Below are 18,769 nucleotides of genomic sequence, written 5' to 3'. Positions count from 1 at the left end.
TTTAAATCACTATTGTTAATTTACGTTGTTATGAGAAACTAACCTTTAACAGCGCCCATCGTAATTCCTTGTGTGAATGCTTTTTGAAACATTAAGAAAATGGAAATCATAGGAATCGAAGCTAACGCAGCTCCTGCCATTAGCAGTCCATAGTTCGTTGTAAATTCACCTCGAAGTGTCGCTACCCCAAGAGGCAAGGTCATCATCGAAGTTGATCTCGTCATAATAAGCTGACTGAAATAATCGTTCCACGAAGTGATGAAGGTGAATATGGCTAGTGCACCAACTGCTGGTTTTAATAACGGTAAAATGATCGTTCCAAATAATCGAATTTCAGAACTACCGTCAATTTTAGCCGCTTCAATCAGCTCACCCGGAATCGTCTGCGCGAACTGTTTCATCAGAAAAACTCCAAATGGCCAACCAATTGCCGGTAAAATAAGCCCTTTATACGTATTGACCCAACCAAAGTCAGCTAACATCGTAAACAGTGGAACGAGAATCACTTGCTTAGGCAATGCCATAGCGGCAACAAACATCGTGAAGAGAATTCCTCGTCCTGGAAATGATTTCTTTGCGAGAACATATCCGGCGCAGGAAGAGACAATACAGATCGCAGCCATTTCTGCAAAAGCAATAATAAAGCTATTAAACATCCAGCGTTCTACGGGATTCTTAAATAATTCTGTCCAGTTCTGAAGCGTCGGCTTTAATGGAAACCACTCCGGTGGGATAGTCGTGGCTACCGTTTGAAGTTTAAAGGCCCCTGAAACTACCCAATAAAAAGGAAAGATAAAAAATAGTGTAGCCAATATCAACAGGATGGTAGCTATTATTTTTGGTATTGTTAATTCTTTTTTCCATACGCTTGCTTTCTTAGGCCGGACAATAGGTGCTTTCAGTTCTAGTGGATTTGTAGAATTCATGCTGTCCCCTCCTTAATACTCAACATCGCTGCCAAAGTATTTGAATTGAATGATAGAAATGATCCCAATTACAATTGCGAGTATGACACCCATGGCTGAGGCATATCCGAAATGACCTAACATAAAGGCTTGTTCGTATACACCATACATAACGGTTGAGGTGCTATATACAGGTCCACCTGAGGTAAGGAGTTGAATCAGTGCAAAGCACTGAAAGGTATTAATCGTGGTAATCACGATAATATATAAGTTCGTTGGCATCAGCATCGGCCATAATATTTTCCGGAAAATTTGCCAAGGGGTTGCTCGATCAATCTCTGCTGCTTCAATGTAAGAGGTAGGAATGTTACCAATAGATGCAACATATAAAATGATCGGTTGCCCTACAGAAGTCGTTATTAAAACCACAATAATCGCAAGTAACGCGGTTCTTGTATCCCCTAGCCATGAAACAGGCTCCAGTCCAAACAAACCTGTTAAATAATTCAGAATTCCATAGTTGGGATGATAAATCCAGCCCCACACAACGGTGATACTTACGACCGAAGATACGGCTGGCAAGTAGAACACACCGCGGAAAAATGATCTGGCAAACTCTTTTTTCTTATAGATATTCATTGAAACAAACAGTGAAAAGATAATCACGATTGGTACAGTGATCACTACGAGTAATAAAGTATTTCCCATGGACTTCATGAAATTATCATCTTTAAATAAAGAAATATAATTATCGAGACCAATAAAGCTAAAATCTCTCAACGAGTAATCAAAGAAACTAATATAAACCCCTTTTATCATCGGGTAGGCTACAAACAGAAGAAAAAATCCAAACGCTGGTAATAAGAAAAGATAACTCATCATCCAGTCGCGTATCACATAACCTTTAATTTTGCGTACCGTTGTCCCCACAACCTTCTCCCCATTTCTCTGATGAAAAATAATGATATTTATAAGGTGCTTAGCTTGTAAATATTCATTTTTTTAAAAAGAATAGAGTGCTTCCCGCACTCTATTCTTTTAAACACCATTCACTTTTTATTTCATAGCTGCTTTTGCTTTAGTAATCGCTTCGTTAGCCTTCGTAGCAAAACTATCCAAAGCTTCCTTGCCGGTTGCGCCTCCAGTTAAAGCACGTTGTAATTCAGGGAACCAGAACGTACGAATATCTGCATACCCATCGGCAATCGTTGGTGCATCTGTCGTAAACTTACGAGCATATTCAGCGTATTTATATTCTGGATCGTCATAAAGACCAGTAATCGAATTACGAACCGAGAGACCTCCTGTTTGAATCAAGTTTTTCTTACCCCATACAGGATCATTAGCAATAAAATCAATCAGCTTTTTGGATGCTGCGATTTTAGCCTCATCCCCATTATTGAATACAGCCATACCACCCAGATAAGGCTCAAGCTTAGGTTCCGAACCATCTAGTGTAGGGAATGGAAGGAGAATGTCTTCGAACTGTACCATTTTTTTAGATACGTTCTGTGCTTTTAGTACCGCGGAATAGTTAAGTGTAAAGGCCAATTTCCCTTGCAGGAATAAGTCGTTCACATCAGCAGCCGCAAGTGAAGCTGCACCGGAGACACTGAGTTTATCTTTCGTAGCTTGGACAATCCAATCTAACGCTTTAGCAGCATTATCAGTATTGATAGCGACTGCTGAGTTATCTTCATTTAAGAATCGGGATACCCCTAAGTTAGCAAGATAAGCGCGAGTGCCTTGGTCTCCAGCTTGGCTCTTCGCGAAGAATCCTGTAGGAATAACGTCTGGTGCCTTTTCTTTTACGGCTTCCAACGCCTTATTATATTCTTCAAACGTCCAGGTTCTATCTTCCTTATCCAGAGGAAGTAAATCTAGCGCGCCAATCTTTTCAAAAATAGACTTATTAACAGCCATCATAAAAGGTGCTGTGTTGATCGGGTACATAAAGATGTTGTTGCCTACACTTGACTGCTTCCAAAAAGCTTCTGAAATATCATTCTTCACTTCATCCGTCACCATGTCGTTAAGCGGTGCAAGCAAATCCTTTTTACCCCAATCGATAATCCGTCCAGGCGCATCATAGATCACATCGGGTGCAGTATTCGAAGCAATTGCGACATTCAGTTTTTCTGGGCCGCCTTCAAAGGTGATCATCTCAAGGTTAACTTTAATTTCAGGATTCTTCTCATTAAAAGCTGCAATGATTTCCTTCTCATACTTGCCTACTTCACCATCTAAAGCTTGAAAGCTCGGAAAATTCCACCAAGTAATTTCTACTGGTTTAGCAGCAACTTCAGTTGCTGCGGGCTCTGTCTTGTCAGCATTATTACTTGGTGTAACTGCTGAATTCGCTGTGTTCGTATTTCCACATGCAACTAACTGTGTACCTAAAAGTGCGACACCAACAATACTCATTAGCCCTTTTTTCATTGCTTTCATGTGCTACCCCCAATTATTTTTTGTGGAATAAAGTACGGCTCTTATTCCTTGCGCTAATCATAAATCAATTGCAAATTCAGGAGAATCCCACTCCTTTTACTTTTAGGGTTCTTTTCTGACATATCCCTTCAAACTGTACCTCTTCAATGTTATAATACATTACACATACCACTTATTAACAATTTAATTTATAATTTTTCACTTTTCCGCCTTAATGTAACCCTTTTAATCTTACATCAAATGACATTTCCTAACGAATGATCCACTATAATTCTAGTCTTCCGGAGGGATTTCATGTACAAACTAATGATTGTAGAGGATGAGCCATTAATTCGAACAGGCTTAAAACATTATTTTGCTTGGGAGGAGCTCGGGGTTCACAACATTATTGAAGCAGAGAATGGAAAAGAAGGCATAGCCACCGCACTACGTGAAAAGCCCGATTTGGTGATCACCGATATCCGGATGCCTGAAATGGATGGGCTTCAAATGATTGAGCAGATTCGTGATCTGCTTCCTGATACATTATTTATCATTTTGACGGGATTCAACGATTTCCAATACGCTCAGAAGGCTATACAACTAGGGAATGTACATGCTTTTTTGCTTAAGCCTTTGGAATACGAAGAAAGCCTTCTAATAATACAAAAATGTATAAACAAGCTTCAGCTAAAGCGGCAAGACCGATTAAAACGTTCCACGCTGGAAGGAGCACAATTTGTAAAACTGTTACTAGAAGAAGAAGATGCAGTAATCGATGATGCTCTAATTCATAAACTATGTAATTTCAACAGTAACTACTATCTTTATCTGCCCTTTGTTTTGACAGGTATCCCTATGAGAGAAAATGCGGAGAAGTTTATTCATAACGCAGTGGGCGAGTATCTGCTTGCCACTACACCGCACTCTATTTTTACATATTCATTAAAGACAAAGCTCTATGGTCTTATTGTATTGGGATCTCCGTCTTCTACTGACAACTTCCCTCTACAAGCTCAAGTGCAGACACGAATTGACCAATATCTGAAGGCGCTTACGCTAGAACATCACCTAGGCCTCTATTTAGTAATAGGTAAGACGACGGAGAACCCTGCACAAATAAATACTTTGCTGCACGAGTCTGATCGAATGTTATATCAACGCTTTTACAAAAGAGATTGCAGGTTATTCTATGTGCCACAATGGATAGAAAACTCAAATTCTATGAAACCTTCCCTGATTCAACTAGATGAGAATGATAAGAAACGAATGATTTCCTGCATAGAAAGTGCTAACGAACAAGAGACGCTTCAGCTAATGCACCGTCTGGCTCAAGATATTTTAAGTAAAACTGATGTCTCTTCTCCTGATTACTGGCTCGCATTTCTTCATGAAATCCTAAGTGTTATCATCCGCTTCGCCAATAAAAACCACATCCATATCGAAGGTGTGTACAGCGAAAAGCTCCTGAACCTTACCTTTGTGGATGATTTCGATTCGCTTGAGACGCTTTTCGACTGGCTTGGTAGATGGATGATTCATTTGGGGATTGTTTATACCGAAGGTCTGACGCATAACCACCAACAGGATGTGATCATCTTCGAACATATTAAATCCTTCATAAAAGAAAATATTGATCAAGACGTGACTCTGCAGATGGTAGCAGATCGATTCTTCTATAATCCATCTTATTTAAGCCGCCTCTTCAAGCGGAAACTCGATAAGAACTATATGCGATTTGTAACTGAAATCCGGATGGAATATGCGCAGGAATGCTTAAAAAAACCGGAGATTCTAGTGACCGATGTCTGTACGATGTGTGGTTACAAAAGCTATAAGCATTTCGTTAAAACATTCCGAAGTATCACGAATATGACCCCATCAGATTTTAGAAAACAATCAGGCTGGTGACCAAATGATGCAGATTGAGCAACCCAAGCGACGATACCGGATGCGACATGTTAATCGTCAAATTTTCATGCTGATGATCCTGACCATTACGATTCCACTCCTGATCATATCCGCAATCATTTATATCTTTTCAAACCAAGCCGTCAAAAATGAATATCAGAGCAGCTCTAATCTGATCCTTAATAACCTATCATTTAATATTGACCAATATCTTCAAAGCATTGATAAAGGGACACTGAACGCACAGGTAGATAGCCAGCTCCAAACCGCACTGGAGCATTGGACGATCCATAAAGACGACGTCGGAAACGACCTGAATATTCAGTACGGAAACACGATTGAGCATTTCATCAGCGGGATTGAGATGACAATTAAAAATGTGGATAGTGTGCAGATTTTTGCAGGATCGCGTGTATTCTACTCTGCCAATTTCAACCGTGCGGATTATGATGTGAAGGATTATACGCATGAGGATTGGTATTTACAGACCCAGCAGAAAAAAGGCGGGGTGATCCTGTTTGGCAGCCATGTCCCCTTCTATCGCACCAATTCCAAGCAATCCGTCATTTCTATCGCCCGGGTGATCAATAAAAAAGGAAGCAAACAGCCCATAGGCGTCATGTTAATCGATATCCGTTTGGATTCATTACGGGAAATCTTAAAGCTCTCGGAGAATAGCAAACGAAAATTCATTATTTTAGACGATAAGGGCGGTAGTGTTTACAGCTCTGATATCATGGAGACGTCACCCTTACAGCCCATCCCTATAGAACCTCAGACGCTTAATACTTTTATGAGCAATGATACGGGGAGCTTTTATGGTACTTTTGACGATAAGGACTCGTACATTAACTTTGTTACGTCTCCCTATTCCAACTGGAAGGTCATTCAGTATATTGATGAAAAAGAAATGACTAAGCAAGCTACTTTTCTCGGAAAAATCATTTTAACCTTAGCGCTCTTGTCGCTTGTCACTGCGATCTTATTCATGTATATCCTATCGGAGCGTGTCACTAAGCCCATTATTCTCTTAAGCCGAAAGGTCAAGCTGGTGGGGATGGGGAACTTTGATGTGGATTTGTATAGTAATCGTCAAGATGAGTTTGGTGTTCTATACAATGGAATCCGTAAAATGGTGAAAGACCTGCAAAATTATATCGAGCGATCTTCTATGGCCAAAGCACAGCAAAAAGTAGCTCAATATGGCGCCCTTAAAAGCCAAATCAATCCACACTTCCTTGCGAATGTACTTGAATCTATTCAAATGAAAGCCATCATTAATGGGCAAAGAGAGATTGGCGAAATGGTGGGGATTGTAGGTAGATTGTTTCGGATTCATATCCAGACCGGAAAGATAACCGTAACCTTGCGAGAAGAACTTGAGCACGTCCGGTTGTATGTAAAGATCCAGCAATTACGTTTCGGGGACAAAATTCAATATATTGAACAGCTAGAACCTAATACCGAAATCATTAAAGTCATGCACTTTTCCCTTCAACCCATCGTTGAGAATGCTATCGTCCATGGACTGGAGTGTCGAAGTGAACAGGGTCTCCTTGAAGTCTCCACGATGATTTCGGGGGATGACATGCTAATTATCGTTAAAGATAACGGAATTGGTATCGATGAAGAGAAACTTAAACAGTTACGTCTTCGTCTCTCTCAACCATCAGACACCCTAGATGAAGATCATATTGGTATAAAAAATGTTCATGATCGTATTCAATTTCATTTTGGTGAACAGTACGGAATTGAAATCACCAGTCAAGTAGGAAAAGGAACAACGGTGGTCCTCCGGCTCCCAGCATAATCCTAAACATTCTGCTCAGTGATTCCTGCTTCAGGATCGAAGGTAAGCATTTTCGTTGCTATTTTATCGATGAAGAAGCGGTCATGACTGACGGTAACTACGGCCCCCGGGAAATGAATGAGTGCCTGCTCCATCACCTGAATACTCGTCAAATCCAAATGATTGGTTGGTTCATCCAAAATAATGACAGCCGCGCCAGAGAGAAGGCATTTCGCTAACGCTACTCTGGCCTGCTGTCCACCTGACAGACTGCCGATCGTTTTGCTCAGATCCATTTCTGAGAATTGCAGCATCGATAAGAATTTGTTCACTTTTTTCCGTGGAGCGTCAAGTCCCAGCCCATACACATTGACGGCATGACTGACAGTATCCTTAACATCCAGTTCATCCCACATGCGATTGAAATAAGCATAGCTAACTCCGCGTTCCCATGTCACTTCACCCGTTTCAGGCTCTTCTTGCCCAGTCAATACCTTAATAAGTGTCGACTTCCCGCTTCCGTTAGGCCCCACAATAGCTATCCGATCTTCCTTTTGAATATCAAAGCTAATGTTCTGGAATATCGTCCGACCATCATAGCTTTGTCCAATTCCCTTCACTTCACCAAGCTTGTCCGGAAACCGTAAATTACTATAGATATCGGTGATCAGCACGTTCACTGGATGAGGCTCCACGCGTTTTTTCATATCGGTCAGCTTACGTGATAAACGATCCTTAGAGGATTTTTTGGTCCCGCGAGTTTCAATGGCCTCCGACTCCATAAGCAGCAGCTCTTCTTCCCACTCGAATTGACGATCAAGCACCTTTTTGCGCATCTTCTTTTTACGAACATAGTCGGTGTAATTGCCTTCATATTCCTGAAAATGATAATTCTCGATTTCTATCGTCCGCGTGACTACTCTGTCAATAAATTGCCGGTCATGGGAGACGAGAATCATTGCCCCATTAAAACGGTGCAGCCACTGCTCCAGCCATACGATCCCTTCGATATCCAAAAAGTTAGTAGGCTCATCGAGCAATACGACATCGGGCATTTCAATTAAGACTTTAGCCAGTGCTGCACGGTTCCTCCAGCCTCCCGATAACTCATCAACAGGTTGATGCCGTGATCTTTCATTGAAGCCCAACTTCGTCAGAACAGTGTTGATTTCTACAGATACATTCCAGCCATCCAAATGATCCATTTGTTCAAAAAGCGCTGCTTGCCGCTCTAAAAGTGTATTCATCTGGTCATCATCCGTCACTTGCCCAAGCTGTTCCCCGATTTGGTTAAGCTCCTGTTCGATGAGCGCTACCTGCTCGAAGCACAATTCTAACTCTTGTTGTACAGACAAGGACCCGGAAAGCTCCGAGAATTGAGAGAAATAACTGATCTTCACATTGGGATCTAACTCTACTTTCCCTGCTGTTGGCTCCTCTTTTCCCATCATCAGTTTAAAAACAGTAGACTTCCCCGCACCATTTCGTCCGATTAACCCAATTCGTTCACCCTTGCTCACTCGAAAATATATATCTCGAAAAATCAAAGTATTCTCATATTTCTTAGTTACGTTCTCCATACGGATTACGCTCAAATCTATCACCCCTAGTTCATATAGATCAAAATACAGCTCAGAACACTCAAAGAGCTATTATAGCACTATTTTAAAAAAGGACTTTATAATCATATTTAATCTTCTAGAAAACAAAAAAAGGTCGCTGTCAGCGAACCTTTATCTGCATTACGAATTCCAGCACATTCTCACTCTCATCACTTGTTGCTTATTTTCTCAGAATATCAATATACTCTTCTTTCTCGCGATCAGGCCCCGCATCAAGCTTCAAACGCAAGGATTTCGGGTGATCCAAAACATTACTGCTGAAGTAACTTATAAAGCCATCCTCACTGCCACTACCGCCAATCGAATTATTTTTCATTTCGTGTTTCCCAATCCGTGATGTCAACTCACTAGGCGTCTCTCCAAAAATTTCATTCCTGATCTCCCAATCGGTTTTTAATGCCTCGCTTAACGTAAATTCAACTACTATACTTAAAGGAGATAGCTCCACCTGTGCAAGATTCACTTCATGCCCGTCAATCATAAAAGGCTGATTTAGAACTACTGTCTCGGTCTTCTGCTCCCAAAATTTCGAATCAATAGCGAAGCTCACCTTTAAACGATCAGAATAGCGCATGTCAGCTAGGTCCGTTCCCGTTTTTGGTTTTGCTAGCATTCCTGGGTCCACTGAAGCGATCTGAAAATTCGCCACCACCTCTTTTGGAAATGCTTTATCCTTATCTAGTGGATAGCTAGTTTTTCCGAGCCATGTATAAATACTATCCACAGCATGTAAACCCATCCCACCTCTACTCCCATTTTTATCCACTACACTCTGTCCCGTCACAGCATCTGTCAGCCATACACTATTCACATTGTAAATTTCCTGACCATCACTTGTATTCCCTGTATACAGCAGTATAATTTTATTTTCATCAGCGATTACAGCATTTAGAGTGATTTTATATCCGTTTTTCTCAGCACTCTTATTCACGATTTGCACATAATCGTTTCGAATAGCAGATTCTAACGTAAGGGCATCCACATCAGATTCAGCCAACTTTTTAAAAGGCTCCAGTACACCCCAATCACTTGATTCAATACTTGTAGAGGCTTGTTGAGGCATCCATTGGGTTGGATTAAAGAAGAGTAAACCTGCAATCAAAACAGATGCAGTCAGTACAGCCATAGCGCTTCTAGCAAGCACTAGCTTTTTTCCGCGCTTTTTACCTAGTTCGAGTCCTGCTTGAATGGCATAGATTTGTGCGGCTGCACTCTCTTGTTTTTGCTCCTGTGGGATTCGTTCAGCATCGATTAACATGGCAAGCTCCTCCTGACTACTCATGGTTCCAATCACCCCGATTCTTAATGATCATTCTTAACTGCTTGAGTCCTTTATGCTGCCATGTCTTGACCGTTCCTTCAGGTTTATCCAGAATGTTAGCGATTTCGCTTAAGGTCATATCGTTGTAGTATTTAAGCAGCAGCACATGGCGATACTTGGGCTTAACCTGTTCGAGTGCCCACAGCATTTCCATCCGATGATGGCCAATGTGCGTAACCCGCTCACCGATTCTCTCGTCTACAAGTGGCATGGAACGTTTTCTGCGTCTTTGTTCATCTATACAGACATAAATCAGGATCCGAATGATCCATGATTTGAACGCTTTGGGATCCTTTAATGTTTTTCTTTTGATCCAAGCCCGGCAAGTCATTTCCTGCATCGCTTCAAGCGCATCATTCCGGTTACGCAAGTAGCTATAGGCAATACTGTATAGTTGTTCTCTATGTACTAATATGGAATCGTAGAAATCCGTCTCGCTACGTGCATCAAGAATCGTTACTTTCTTCATTTCTGCATTAGTCATTGTCATATCCTTCCCTAGCCCCCTCTCCTAAACCTCTCATAGATTAAGACGGAGAAGGTTTAGAAACGGTTTTTTTTGTATTAACTTTTTTGGGGCTGAGCACTTTAAGATTATAACATCCTATAAAAAATGAACGATAAATGTTATGATAGATAAAATTGGACATAATCAATAGTACGCACTTAAAAGTACCATAGGCACTAAAAAGTGCCCATACATTGGAGGCTATCATGACAACAACACCAACAACATCATCAACCGTCAAGAAAAAATATAATATTTCTGTTGAAGCCACACTCGAAGTCATCGGAGGAAAATGGAAATGCGTAATTCTTTGTCATTTAACGCATGGCAAAAAACGCACATCAGAATTGAAACAATTGATGCCAGGCATTACTCAAAAAATGTTAACTCAGCAGCTTCGAGAGTTAGAGGCTGATGGAATCATCAACCGAATCGTATACAATCAGGTTCCGCCAAAAGTGGAATATGAGCTTAGCGAATATGGGGATAGTTTAAGCGATATTTTGACTTCTCTCTGTAATTGGGGAGAACAACATATCATTAAGCAGTATGGCGATAAATATGCTGTTCTGGAGGACAACATTTTAAATAAATAATTAGTGGAACCTTAAGTTCACTCTTAATAAACCCCATCCATAATGGTTGGGGTTTTTTGAGGATTATATTACGCCATCTCCACCAATAGCAGTTGCTGTAAATGATATGGGTCCAAATATATTTATAGGCAAGTCGCTATCATTCTGAATTACCAGTTCATAGTTGTGGATTCCAATATAAGGGCCATCAACCCACTGAACATTTAATTGAATATCAGTAGTTGTAGTAAAACGAAAAAAGGAGCTATAAATATCGACTCCAGCACGTCGGATTAAAACAAGAAATTGGCTATCAGCAAGTGCAGTAAGACTAAAACTACCATTTAACTCGACTCTGCTGGAGAAAGAGGCCGGATTAGCCGGACTAATATTTACTTGCGTGGTGGCTAGACCCGCTCCAGCTCCAGGAATCCCTGCAACCGTTATAGCAGTAGTAAACGGGTCTAACGGGATTTTTGCCTGTGACCCATAACTTATAATTGTCGCCATTGTTCATCACTCCATTTCAAGGTTATAGATTAGTATATTGTGAATCCGCAATGATAGATTGGACTTAATTCCTGATGATTATAAACATTTAAGTTATACCTTTACTAGATTATAAAACCTGGTTCCTTCGAATATCACCCTCTAATTTCCACCTATTGACAAACTCACTCATCAGAATTACAATTACCCAAATATCATGAACAACGCTGACAATGGGTAAGTAGACAAACGAACATGGACTTCAGAGAGCCGGTGGTTGCTGCGAACCGGTGTCCAGCGCTTGATCGAATGGCCTTTAGAGTTGCTCTTCCGAACCATCTTGCTTGGATGCTGTAGGAGAAGCCGGGGTTCCCGCCGTTATCAAGGGACCTGTATCCGAGATTATCTTTAACCCTCTTTCGTACAGGTAAGAGAAGATCGTAAAGCCAACGAAACGTATGGTAACACGATCAATTAAGGTGGTACCACGACAACTTCGTCCTTATTGGATGAGGTTTTTTTGTCATTTTAAGGAGGTGATGGCCATGGATGATGGCTGGTGGTGGCGATTCAATGTTAATCAGAAGCGACAAAACAGGAGGAATTTAAATGATAAAAGAACGTGTATTAACTGGAGATCGAGTGACTGGAAAGCTGCACCTTGGCCATTACGTCGGCAGCTTACAGAACCGAGTAACTCTACAGGAGCAATATGACACTTTTGTGTTTCTAGCAGATATTCAAGCCCTAACGACTCACTTTGATCGGCCTCAACACCTTGCTCAAAACTTGAATGAAATCACACTGGACTATTTATCAGCGGGTATTAATCCAGATAAAGCAACCCTATTTATTCAATCTATGGTTCCTGAGATCGCTGAGCTGACCGTCCTATTCTCCATGTTTGTTACTGTGAATTCGTTAAGGCATAATCCCACGATTAAAGCCGAATCGAAAAATTCCAGCTTAGATGAACTGTACTACGGTTTTCTTGGTTATCCAGTTAGCCAGGCTGCGGATATAACCTTTTGTAAAGCAACGATTATTCCTGTAGGAGAAGACCAGCTTCCCCATCTGGAGTTGACCCGCAAAATCGTACGTAGATTCAACGAGCTGTACAGCCCCATCCTTGTGGAGCCTAGAGCGCTCATCAGCGGGACGCCAAGACTAGTAGGAACAGACGGCAACGCTAAAATGAGTAAAAGCCTAGGCAATGCTATCGAGCTGGACTCTACAAAAGAAGAGATCACCTTCAAGATCCGTAAAGCCATAACCGATCCAGCCCGTGTTCATAAAAATGATCCTGGGCATCCAGATATTTGTCCCATTTATGCTTATCATCGTGCTGTTCGTTCACATGGCGCCCCAGAAATTCACGATAGCTGCGAAAGTGGCAGTATAAGCTGTTCTGCCTGTAAGCAGCTTATCACGGCAGCTCTAGACCAGCTAATTGAACCAATGCGTGAGCGGCGCTCCTATTATGCTGCCAGACCCAAGGTTGTTGAGGATATCTTATTATCCGGAACAAAGCGTGCCTGCGACATCGCTCAAGAAACGATGTCTGAAGTACGCGGGGCTATGGGCCTTAATTATTTTTCAAAGTAAAACTGATCTCTAAGGGTAATAAAAAAACGCCGGACTCTCTACTGAAGAGAGCGCCGGCTGTTTTTATAAGAAAATATTATTTAATATGGATTTCCTCTTACAGCACCCAATTCCCTTTACGGAATACCGGCTCAATCGTACCATCTGCCAATTCTCCATCAATATCCAGCTCAGCAGAACCAATCATGAAATCGACATGCGTTAAGCTGACATTAGCGCCTCTTGCGACAAGCTCTTCATTCGTAAGCTTTGTGCCGCCTTCAATATTGACAGGATAAGCACTTCCCAATGCAAAATGGCAGGAGGCATTCTCATCAATCCCTGTATTGTAGAAAATCCTATTTAAGCGCGAGATGGGAGAATCATGCTGCACTAAAGCCACTTCTCCTAGATAGGATGCGCCTTCATCCGTTGCCAGCAGCGAAGTCAGATGCTCACGTCCGGATTCAGCTTCATATGCTACTACTTTTCCATCTTTAAAAGTGAATGAAAGTCCTTCTACCAGACGTCCGTTCAGATTCAAAGGAAGTGTACTTCTAACTGTACCATTCACACCTGTACGATGCGGCATGGAATAGATCTCTTCCGTTGGCATATTAGCCACGAAATACACGCCTTTATCATTCTCTCCGCCGCCTCCACGCCATAAATGTCCTTCCGGAAGCTCCACATGCAGATCCGTACCCGGAGCGCGGTAATGCAGGCTTTTATAACGCTTAGCATTCATTCTATCCTGACTTTCTTTCAATTGACCGATATGTTCTCTCCATGCGGCAACCGGATCCTCGCTACCTACACGATTCATCTGGAATACCGCTTCCCACATCGCTTCCACTCGATCTTCCTCAGGGAGATCGGCGAACACCTTGTTCGCCCAAGCGCGCGTTGGAGCCTTAACGAGAGACCAGCTAATTTTGCTATTACGAGTGTATTTAGAGTAGTTCTTACGAGCAACCGCTGCCGCTTTAACTGCTCTTGACACTTTGGAAGAATCAATACCATTGAACAATTCCGGATCTGGTACTTTAATATGTAAGATGGCGCCGTTCTCTTCCGCAAACTTCTCCATCATTTCTGCTTGCCACTGTGGATAGTAATCAAAGGAATCTTCTGGAGCTTTTTCGTAACGAATACGTGTAGTCGCTTCATCTTCCCAATCAACAATTACATATTTTGCACCTGCTTCATAGGCTTTACCTACAATCAAGCGAGTAAGCTCTGCCGTTTCAATAGGTGCATGCACCATCAAAACTTGTCCAGGCTGTACATTTACCCCTACTTTTACAACCAGGTTCGCATATTTCTCTAACATGACATCAAAATCTTTCATGAATTCTCTTCCTCCATCTCTATGGTTGCTTTACTGTCGCACCAAAGCACCGGAGCTCCTTAACAGCAGACGGTCAGCTTCACTTCTTATTTTAACGCAAAATGCTTAGAGTTGCGATTCGATATAATAAAGCGGCCCCCATGAAAGGAACCGCTCACGTAAATCCTTATTTTTTATCCACTTGCAGCAACGTTACGGTCTTTAAAGAATAGGTATGCCTAATCTTGTCCTCAGAGATTACGTTAAGCTTGGTCAAACTTGCTACCTTCGCGGGATCTGATTTGGAGAGCATACGCCACACTTCAGGGTCTGATAAGGTTTCATATAGCTTGAGATCATCATATTCTTTGCGATTTTGCATCACAAGCTTCACTTTGTAGCTTCCGATTTCAGTCTCGGTGGCCCCCTGCTCACTGCAATAGCTTAGAATATCCTGCCGAAGCTCTGCCAATTCTTTTTCGATTTCCTTGTGCTTTTGCTTTAGGCGATAATACTGCTGCACCTTTTTCTCCATCACTTCACGCTCCTCTATAGACATATGTATGCCGAAAGCGCTAAATAAATAAGTTGAGTTCCCTATCATAAAATTTTATAATGAGCCGGGAAAGCTAGTTTGCAGCAGACTACATTATTCCACAAAAACAATGATTCGGCAGGTGACTTATGTTTCATTCTTACTTTTTCCCCATTTCTTATGCCTTTATGTTGTTTCCTATAGCGGCATTGATCTTCACACTCCCATTTTTAATCGTCCAATACCGTAGACACGGCTACATCCATAAGCTTAGAGCTTTAATCTTATACTTATTGCTGCTCTATCTGATGAACGCTTATTTTCTCGTTTTGCTTCCGATGCCTTCCTCAAGACATAATATGGCACCTTTGGGAAGTATGATGCAGCTCGTCCCTCTTCAATTCATACAAGATATTATTGATGGTTCTAAGATCATACCTGATCAGATTTCAACGTATTGGTCGTTACTGCGTGAGCCTGCTTTTTTACAGGTGATATTTAACATCGCTTTGACCGTGCCGTTTGGATTGTTTCTGGGCTACTATTTTCGAACGCGCTGGGGAATGTGTATTCTCTTGTCTTTCATACTTTCGTTATCTTTTGAGGTCACTCAGGTTACAGGCATCTACGGCTTTTTTGATCATCCCTACCGTCTATTTGATGTTGATGATCTTATTACCAACACGCTGGGAGGAATCTTTGGATTCCGAATTGCGATCTGGATAAACGGGTTACTGCCACGTATAGAACAACTGGATACGAATATCGATCGTTCCGCCAAAAGAGTCTCCTATACCCGCAGAGGGATTGCCTTTTTCATCGATAGTATGGTGTGGATCATTGGGTTTGGTGTACTTTATGGATTCGATATAAAAAGTGCTTTCTGGATTGTAACAGGGATTTATTTCATCCTGATTCCAGTTTTCACTGGTGGGCGGACCTTAGGCAAATGGATTGTACGTATTCGGGTGACGAACAGAGGTCATCGGGCTTCTTTCTGGGCGCTTATGATCCGATATGGTCTGCTATATTGGGTAATACTTGGACTTCATGCTATTGTTATCGATTCTGATGTGACGGGGCTTCTATCTTCACCATTGAGAACGGTCGCTTATCTCTTTGTTCTACTGGTCGATTTAGTTTTCTTTACTCATTTAATCATTAAGGTATTCAAAAAAGATGACCAGCTAATCTATGAGAAATTAAGCCGAACCTCGCATGTTATTTCATGGCCTGAGAAAAAATTGCATACCGATGCCTCAAACAGCAGCTCTATAGAGGATTGAAAATCCTCCCATTTATATAGTATTTATACAACGGGATTTGTTATAGAATAGGAAGGTAAGAATTCTCAAAATTCAGGAGATGAATGAATGGAAACTACAAGTAGCTTACAGTTATCTAGAAGTCTTCCAGAAGAGCAGGGCATTTCCTCAGCCGCAATATCCAGCTTTATTGATGCAGTCGAGACGCAAAGCTTAGGTCTGCATAGCTTCATGCTTCTACGGCATGGGTATGTGGTCTCTGAAGGCTGGTGGTCTCCTTATAAGTCCGATCTACCACATATGCTATTTTCCCTTAGCAAAAGCTTCACCTCAACTGCAATCGGGTTTGCGGTTACAGAAAAGCTAATTACGCTTGACGATGCAGTCATCTCCTTCTTCCCTGAAGAGGCTCCTGCGACTATCACTGACAATCTATCCAACATGACAATCAGACATCTATTGATGATGGGTACCGGGCATGTCGTGGATACTATGGACACACTTCATAAAAGTGCAGACGGGAATTGGGTTAAAGCTTTCTTCTCAGTCCCAGTGGAGAAACAACCAGGTACACATTTTCTATATAATACCGGCGCCACTTACATGCTGTCCGCGATCCTTCAACGAGTTACTGGCCAAACACTGCTAGAATATCTAAAACCGCGTCTGTTCGCTCCGCTCGGTATTCACGGAGCAACTTGGCAGTCTTGTCCACGTGGAATTAACACGGGGGGATTTGGCTTAAGCATTACCACAGAGGATATCGCTAAATTCGGTCAGCTTTACTTACAAAAAGGGATCTGGAATAATCAACGAATCCTGCCTGAACAATGGATTAATGAGGCAACTTCCAAACACATTTCCAATGGCGAAGGCGATCATGACTGGGCGCTCGGATATGGTTATCAATTCTGGAGATGCCAACACAGAGCCTACCGCGCCGATGGCGCATTCGGACAACTCTGCGTTGTTCTTCCTGATCAGGATGCGGTAATTGCGATTACTGCCGCCACCCAAAGTATCCAGGGCATTTTGGATACAGTGTGGGAGCATTTACTACCCAACATGAAGGATGCCCCTCTTCCGGAGGACCAAGTATTAGTAAGTAATTTGGCAGACCAATTAAAAAACTTATCAATAGACCCTCCACAATTGCAGCAGTCATCTTCTCTAGAAGATCAAATTAATGGTATAACCTACACACTCGAGGATAACCAATTTTCACTAGCTACTATCTCTATTTCCTTCAACAATGATGAAGCTGAAGTTACTTTAATCACTAAGCTTGGTGAAAAGAATGTCATTCGAGTAGGCCGAGGACAATGGCTCGAAAGCTTTGCACTCATCCTGGAGCCTTTCATGAACCGGATTATGTCCAGCTTTACTTGGTCTGCAGAAGATCAGCTTCAGTTGTCCTTGCTATTTGTTGAAATGCCTTTCTTGATTACACTTGATATTAATATTCTAGAGAACATGTTAATCCTAAAGCAGCGGATTAATGTGAATATGGGACCGCTTGAATTCGATGATATCATCGGAAGAATACAATAGGTATAGTTAGTTAATAAAAGAAAGGCCGCTTTGTCCTGTGCAGGAACTTAGCGGCCTTATATCACTTTTTTTATTCCGAAAAATCAGCTAGCTTCAACATGACTGGGCAATGATCACTACCCATGATCTGACAATCAATTTGAGCATCCATTACATTAGGTGCAAGTCTGGAAGAAGCTAAGAAATAATCAATTCGCCAGCCCACATTCCGCTCTCTCACCTTCGGCATATAAGACCACCATGAATACACTCCCTCCAGCTCCGGGTGAAGATATCTGAATGTATCTATGAAGCCCGACTCTAACAGTGTGCTCATTTCCCCTCTCTCTTCATCCGTAAAACCGGAGTTCCCACGGTTAGCCTTTGCATTCTTGATATCAATATCTTCATGGGCAACGTTTAGGTCTCCACAGACAACAACTGGTTTATGCTTGTCCAGCTCTAAGAGATAATTACGGAAACGGTCCTCCCATTCCATTCTATACTCCAATCGGGACAGATCTCGTTTGGCATTAGGTGTATAGACATTGACCATATAGAAATGTTCGAACTCTAATGTAATGATCCGCCCTTCTTCTTCTTCATCTTCTTCCATCCCATATCTCGCAGAGATTGGCTTGATTTTGGTGAATATTGCCGTACCGGAATATCCCTTTTTCACTGCGTAATTCCAGTATTGTTCGTATTCTTCACCATGCTCCAGTGTAATTTGCCCTTCTTGAAGCTTAGTCTCTTGAACACAGAAGATATCAGCATCTACTTCTTTGAAATAGTCATTAAACCCTTTTTTAACACATGCCCGAAGGCCATTAACATTCCATGATACCAGCTTTATCATCGGCTTTTCTCCTTGCATTTTGCTATAATTATTCTCAGTTTATCATAGTTTTATATCCTAATCATTCAACATCCATGATACAATAACAAAATTGACTCTATCTAAATATTATTTAATAC

16 protein-coding genes and 1 other annotated feature are annotated in these 18,769 nt (G+C 41.6%); of the genes, 6 read left to right on the top strand and 10 right to left on the bottom strand.

Translation table 11 applies throughout. The features are described 5' to 3' along the window. Positions 1-38: 38 nt before the first annotated feature. The 3 genes from ACN6KS_RS12675 to ACN6KS_RS12665 all read right to left on the bottom strand — a co-directional run bounded on the left by ACN6KS_RS12675 (position 39) and on the right by ACN6KS_RS12665 (position 3,353). Positions 39-926, bottom strand: coding sequence for a carbohydrate ABC transporter permease (locus ACN6KS_RS12675; protein WP_440962123.1), 888 nt, complete (start codon positions 924-926; stop codon positions 39-41). Between the two features lie 12 nt (positions 927-938). Further along, positions 939-1,835 (bottom strand): carbohydrate ABC transporter permease, encoded by an 897-nt coding sequence (locus tag ACN6KS_RS12670; RefSeq protein WP_440962122.1) that lies wholly within the window; start codon positions 1,833-1,835, stop codon positions 939-941. A 126-nt stretch (positions 1,836-1,961) separates the two neighbouring features. Continuing rightward, positions 1,962-3,353: an ABC transporter substrate-binding protein gene (locus ACN6KS_RS12665; protein WP_440962121.1), complete on the bottom strand. Its 1,392-nt coding sequence runs from the start codon at positions 3,351-3,353 to the stop codon at positions 1,962-1,964. A gap of 294 nt (positions 3,354-3,647) precedes the next feature. On the opposite strand from ACN6KS_RS12665, the gene ACN6KS_RS12660 reads away from it, so the two are divergent. Both ACN6KS_RS12660 and ACN6KS_RS12655 read left to right on the top strand, forming a co-directional pair. Then, positions 3,648-5,243, top strand: a complete 1,596-nt coding sequence (locus tag ACN6KS_RS12660) for a response regulator transcription factor (protein WP_440962120.1) — start codon at positions 3,648-3,650, stop codon at positions 5,241-5,243. Between the two features lie 4 nt (positions 5,244-5,247). Further along, entirely contained in the window at positions 5,248-7,053 is a 1,806-nt protein-coding gene (locus ACN6KS_RS12655) for a cache domain-containing sensor histidine kinase (protein ID WP_440962119.1), read from the top strand. A 2-nt stretch (positions 7,054-7,055) separates the two neighbouring features. Here ACN6KS_RS12655 and ACN6KS_RS12650 read toward each other — a convergent pair whose 3' ends face one another. From ACN6KS_RS12650 to ACN6KS_RS12640, 3 genes are all read right to left on the bottom strand, one after another. Beyond that, on the bottom strand, positions 7,056-8,627 hold the full coding sequence (locus tag ACN6KS_RS12650; protein ID WP_341134572.1) for an ABC-F family ATP-binding cassette domain-containing protein: 1,572 nt from the start codon (positions 8,625-8,627) through the stop codon (positions 7,056-7,058). Positions 8,628-8,814: 187 nt separating this feature from the next. Further along, positions 8,815-9,936, bottom strand: a complete 1,122-nt coding sequence (locus tag ACN6KS_RS12645) for a DUF4179 domain-containing protein (RefSeq protein ID WP_341134571.1) — start codon at positions 9,934-9,936, stop codon at positions 8,815-8,817. Next, entirely contained in the window at positions 9,929-10,465 is a 537-nt protein-coding gene (locus ACN6KS_RS12640) for a sigma-70 family RNA polymerase sigma factor (protein WP_094877153.1), read from the bottom strand. The genes ACN6KS_RS12645 and ACN6KS_RS12640 overlap by 8 nt, the downstream gene beginning before the upstream one ends. Positions 10,466-10,689: 224 nt before the next feature. Here ACN6KS_RS12640 and ACN6KS_RS12635 point away from each other — a divergent pair, with 224 nt between their 5' ends. Further along, positions 10,690-11,079, top strand: coding sequence for a winged helix-turn-helix transcriptional regulator (locus ACN6KS_RS12635; protein WP_094868629.1), 390 nt, complete (start codon positions 10,690-10,692; stop codon positions 11,077-11,079). 63 nt (positions 11,080-11,142) lie between these two features. Here ACN6KS_RS12635 and ACN6KS_RS12630 read toward each other — a convergent pair whose 3' ends face one another. Then, entirely contained in the window at positions 11,143-11,568 is a 426-nt protein-coding gene (locus ACN6KS_RS12630) for a hypothetical protein (protein ID WP_094868628.1), read from the bottom strand. Positions 11,569-11,765: 197 nt separating this feature from the next. Next, positions 11,766-12,054, top strand: a binding site (T-box leader). A 102-nt stretch (positions 12,055-12,156) separates the two neighbouring features. Between ACN6KS_RS12630 and trpS the strand changes: the two genes are divergently transcribed. Further along, a complete protein-coding gene (gene trpS, locus ACN6KS_RS12625) occupies positions 12,157-13,152 on the top strand; it encodes a tryptophan--tRNA ligase (RefSeq protein ID WP_094877152.1) in 996 nt (331 codons plus the stop codon). A 97-nt stretch (positions 13,153-13,249) separates the two neighbouring features. Here the strand turns inward: trpS and ACN6KS_RS12620 are convergent, their stop codons facing one another. Together ACN6KS_RS12620 and ACN6KS_RS12615 are read right to left on the bottom strand one after the other, a co-directional pair. Further along, on the bottom strand, positions 13,250-14,482 hold the full coding sequence (locus tag ACN6KS_RS12620) for an aminopeptidase (protein ID WP_094868626.1): 1,233 nt from the start codon (positions 14,480-14,482) through the stop codon (positions 13,250-13,252). A 166-nt stretch (positions 14,483-14,648) separates the two neighbouring features. Then, positions 14,649-14,996: a hypothetical protein gene (locus tag ACN6KS_RS12615; RefSeq protein ID WP_094868625.1), complete on the bottom strand. Its 348-nt coding sequence runs from the start codon at positions 14,994-14,996 to the stop codon at positions 14,649-14,651. 149 nt (positions 14,997-15,145) lie between these two features. Between ACN6KS_RS12615 and ACN6KS_RS12610 the strand changes: the two genes are divergently transcribed. Continuing rightward, complete coding sequence (locus tag ACN6KS_RS12610; protein WP_094868624.1) at positions 15,146-16,282, top strand: VanZ family protein; 1,137 nt, start codon at positions 15,146-15,148, stop codon at positions 16,280-16,282. An 87-nt stretch (positions 16,283-16,369) separates the two neighbouring features. Beyond that, complete coding sequence (locus ACN6KS_RS12605) at positions 16,370-17,812, top strand: serine hydrolase domain-containing protein (protein WP_094868623.1); 1,443 nt, start codon at positions 16,370-16,372, stop codon at positions 17,810-17,812. A gap of 70 nt (positions 17,813-17,882) precedes the next feature. Here the strand turns inward: ACN6KS_RS12605 and ACN6KS_RS12600 are convergent, their stop codons facing one another. Continuing rightward, positions 17,883-18,647, bottom strand: coding sequence for an exodeoxyribonuclease III (locus ACN6KS_RS12600; protein WP_440962394.1), 765 nt, complete (start codon positions 18,645-18,647; stop codon positions 17,883-17,885). Between the last annotated feature and the right edge of the window lie 122 nt (positions 18,648-18,769).

This window comes from Paenibacillus nitricinens (assembly GCF_052056485.1).
GTDB classification, from domain to species: domain Bacteria; phylum Bacillota; class Bacilli; order Paenibacillales; family Paenibacillaceae; genus Paenibacillus_AQ; species Paenibacillus_AQ nitricinens.
The sequence above is the reverse complement of the archived record's forward strand: the minus strand, read 5'-3'. Positions and strand labels throughout refer to the sequence as shown.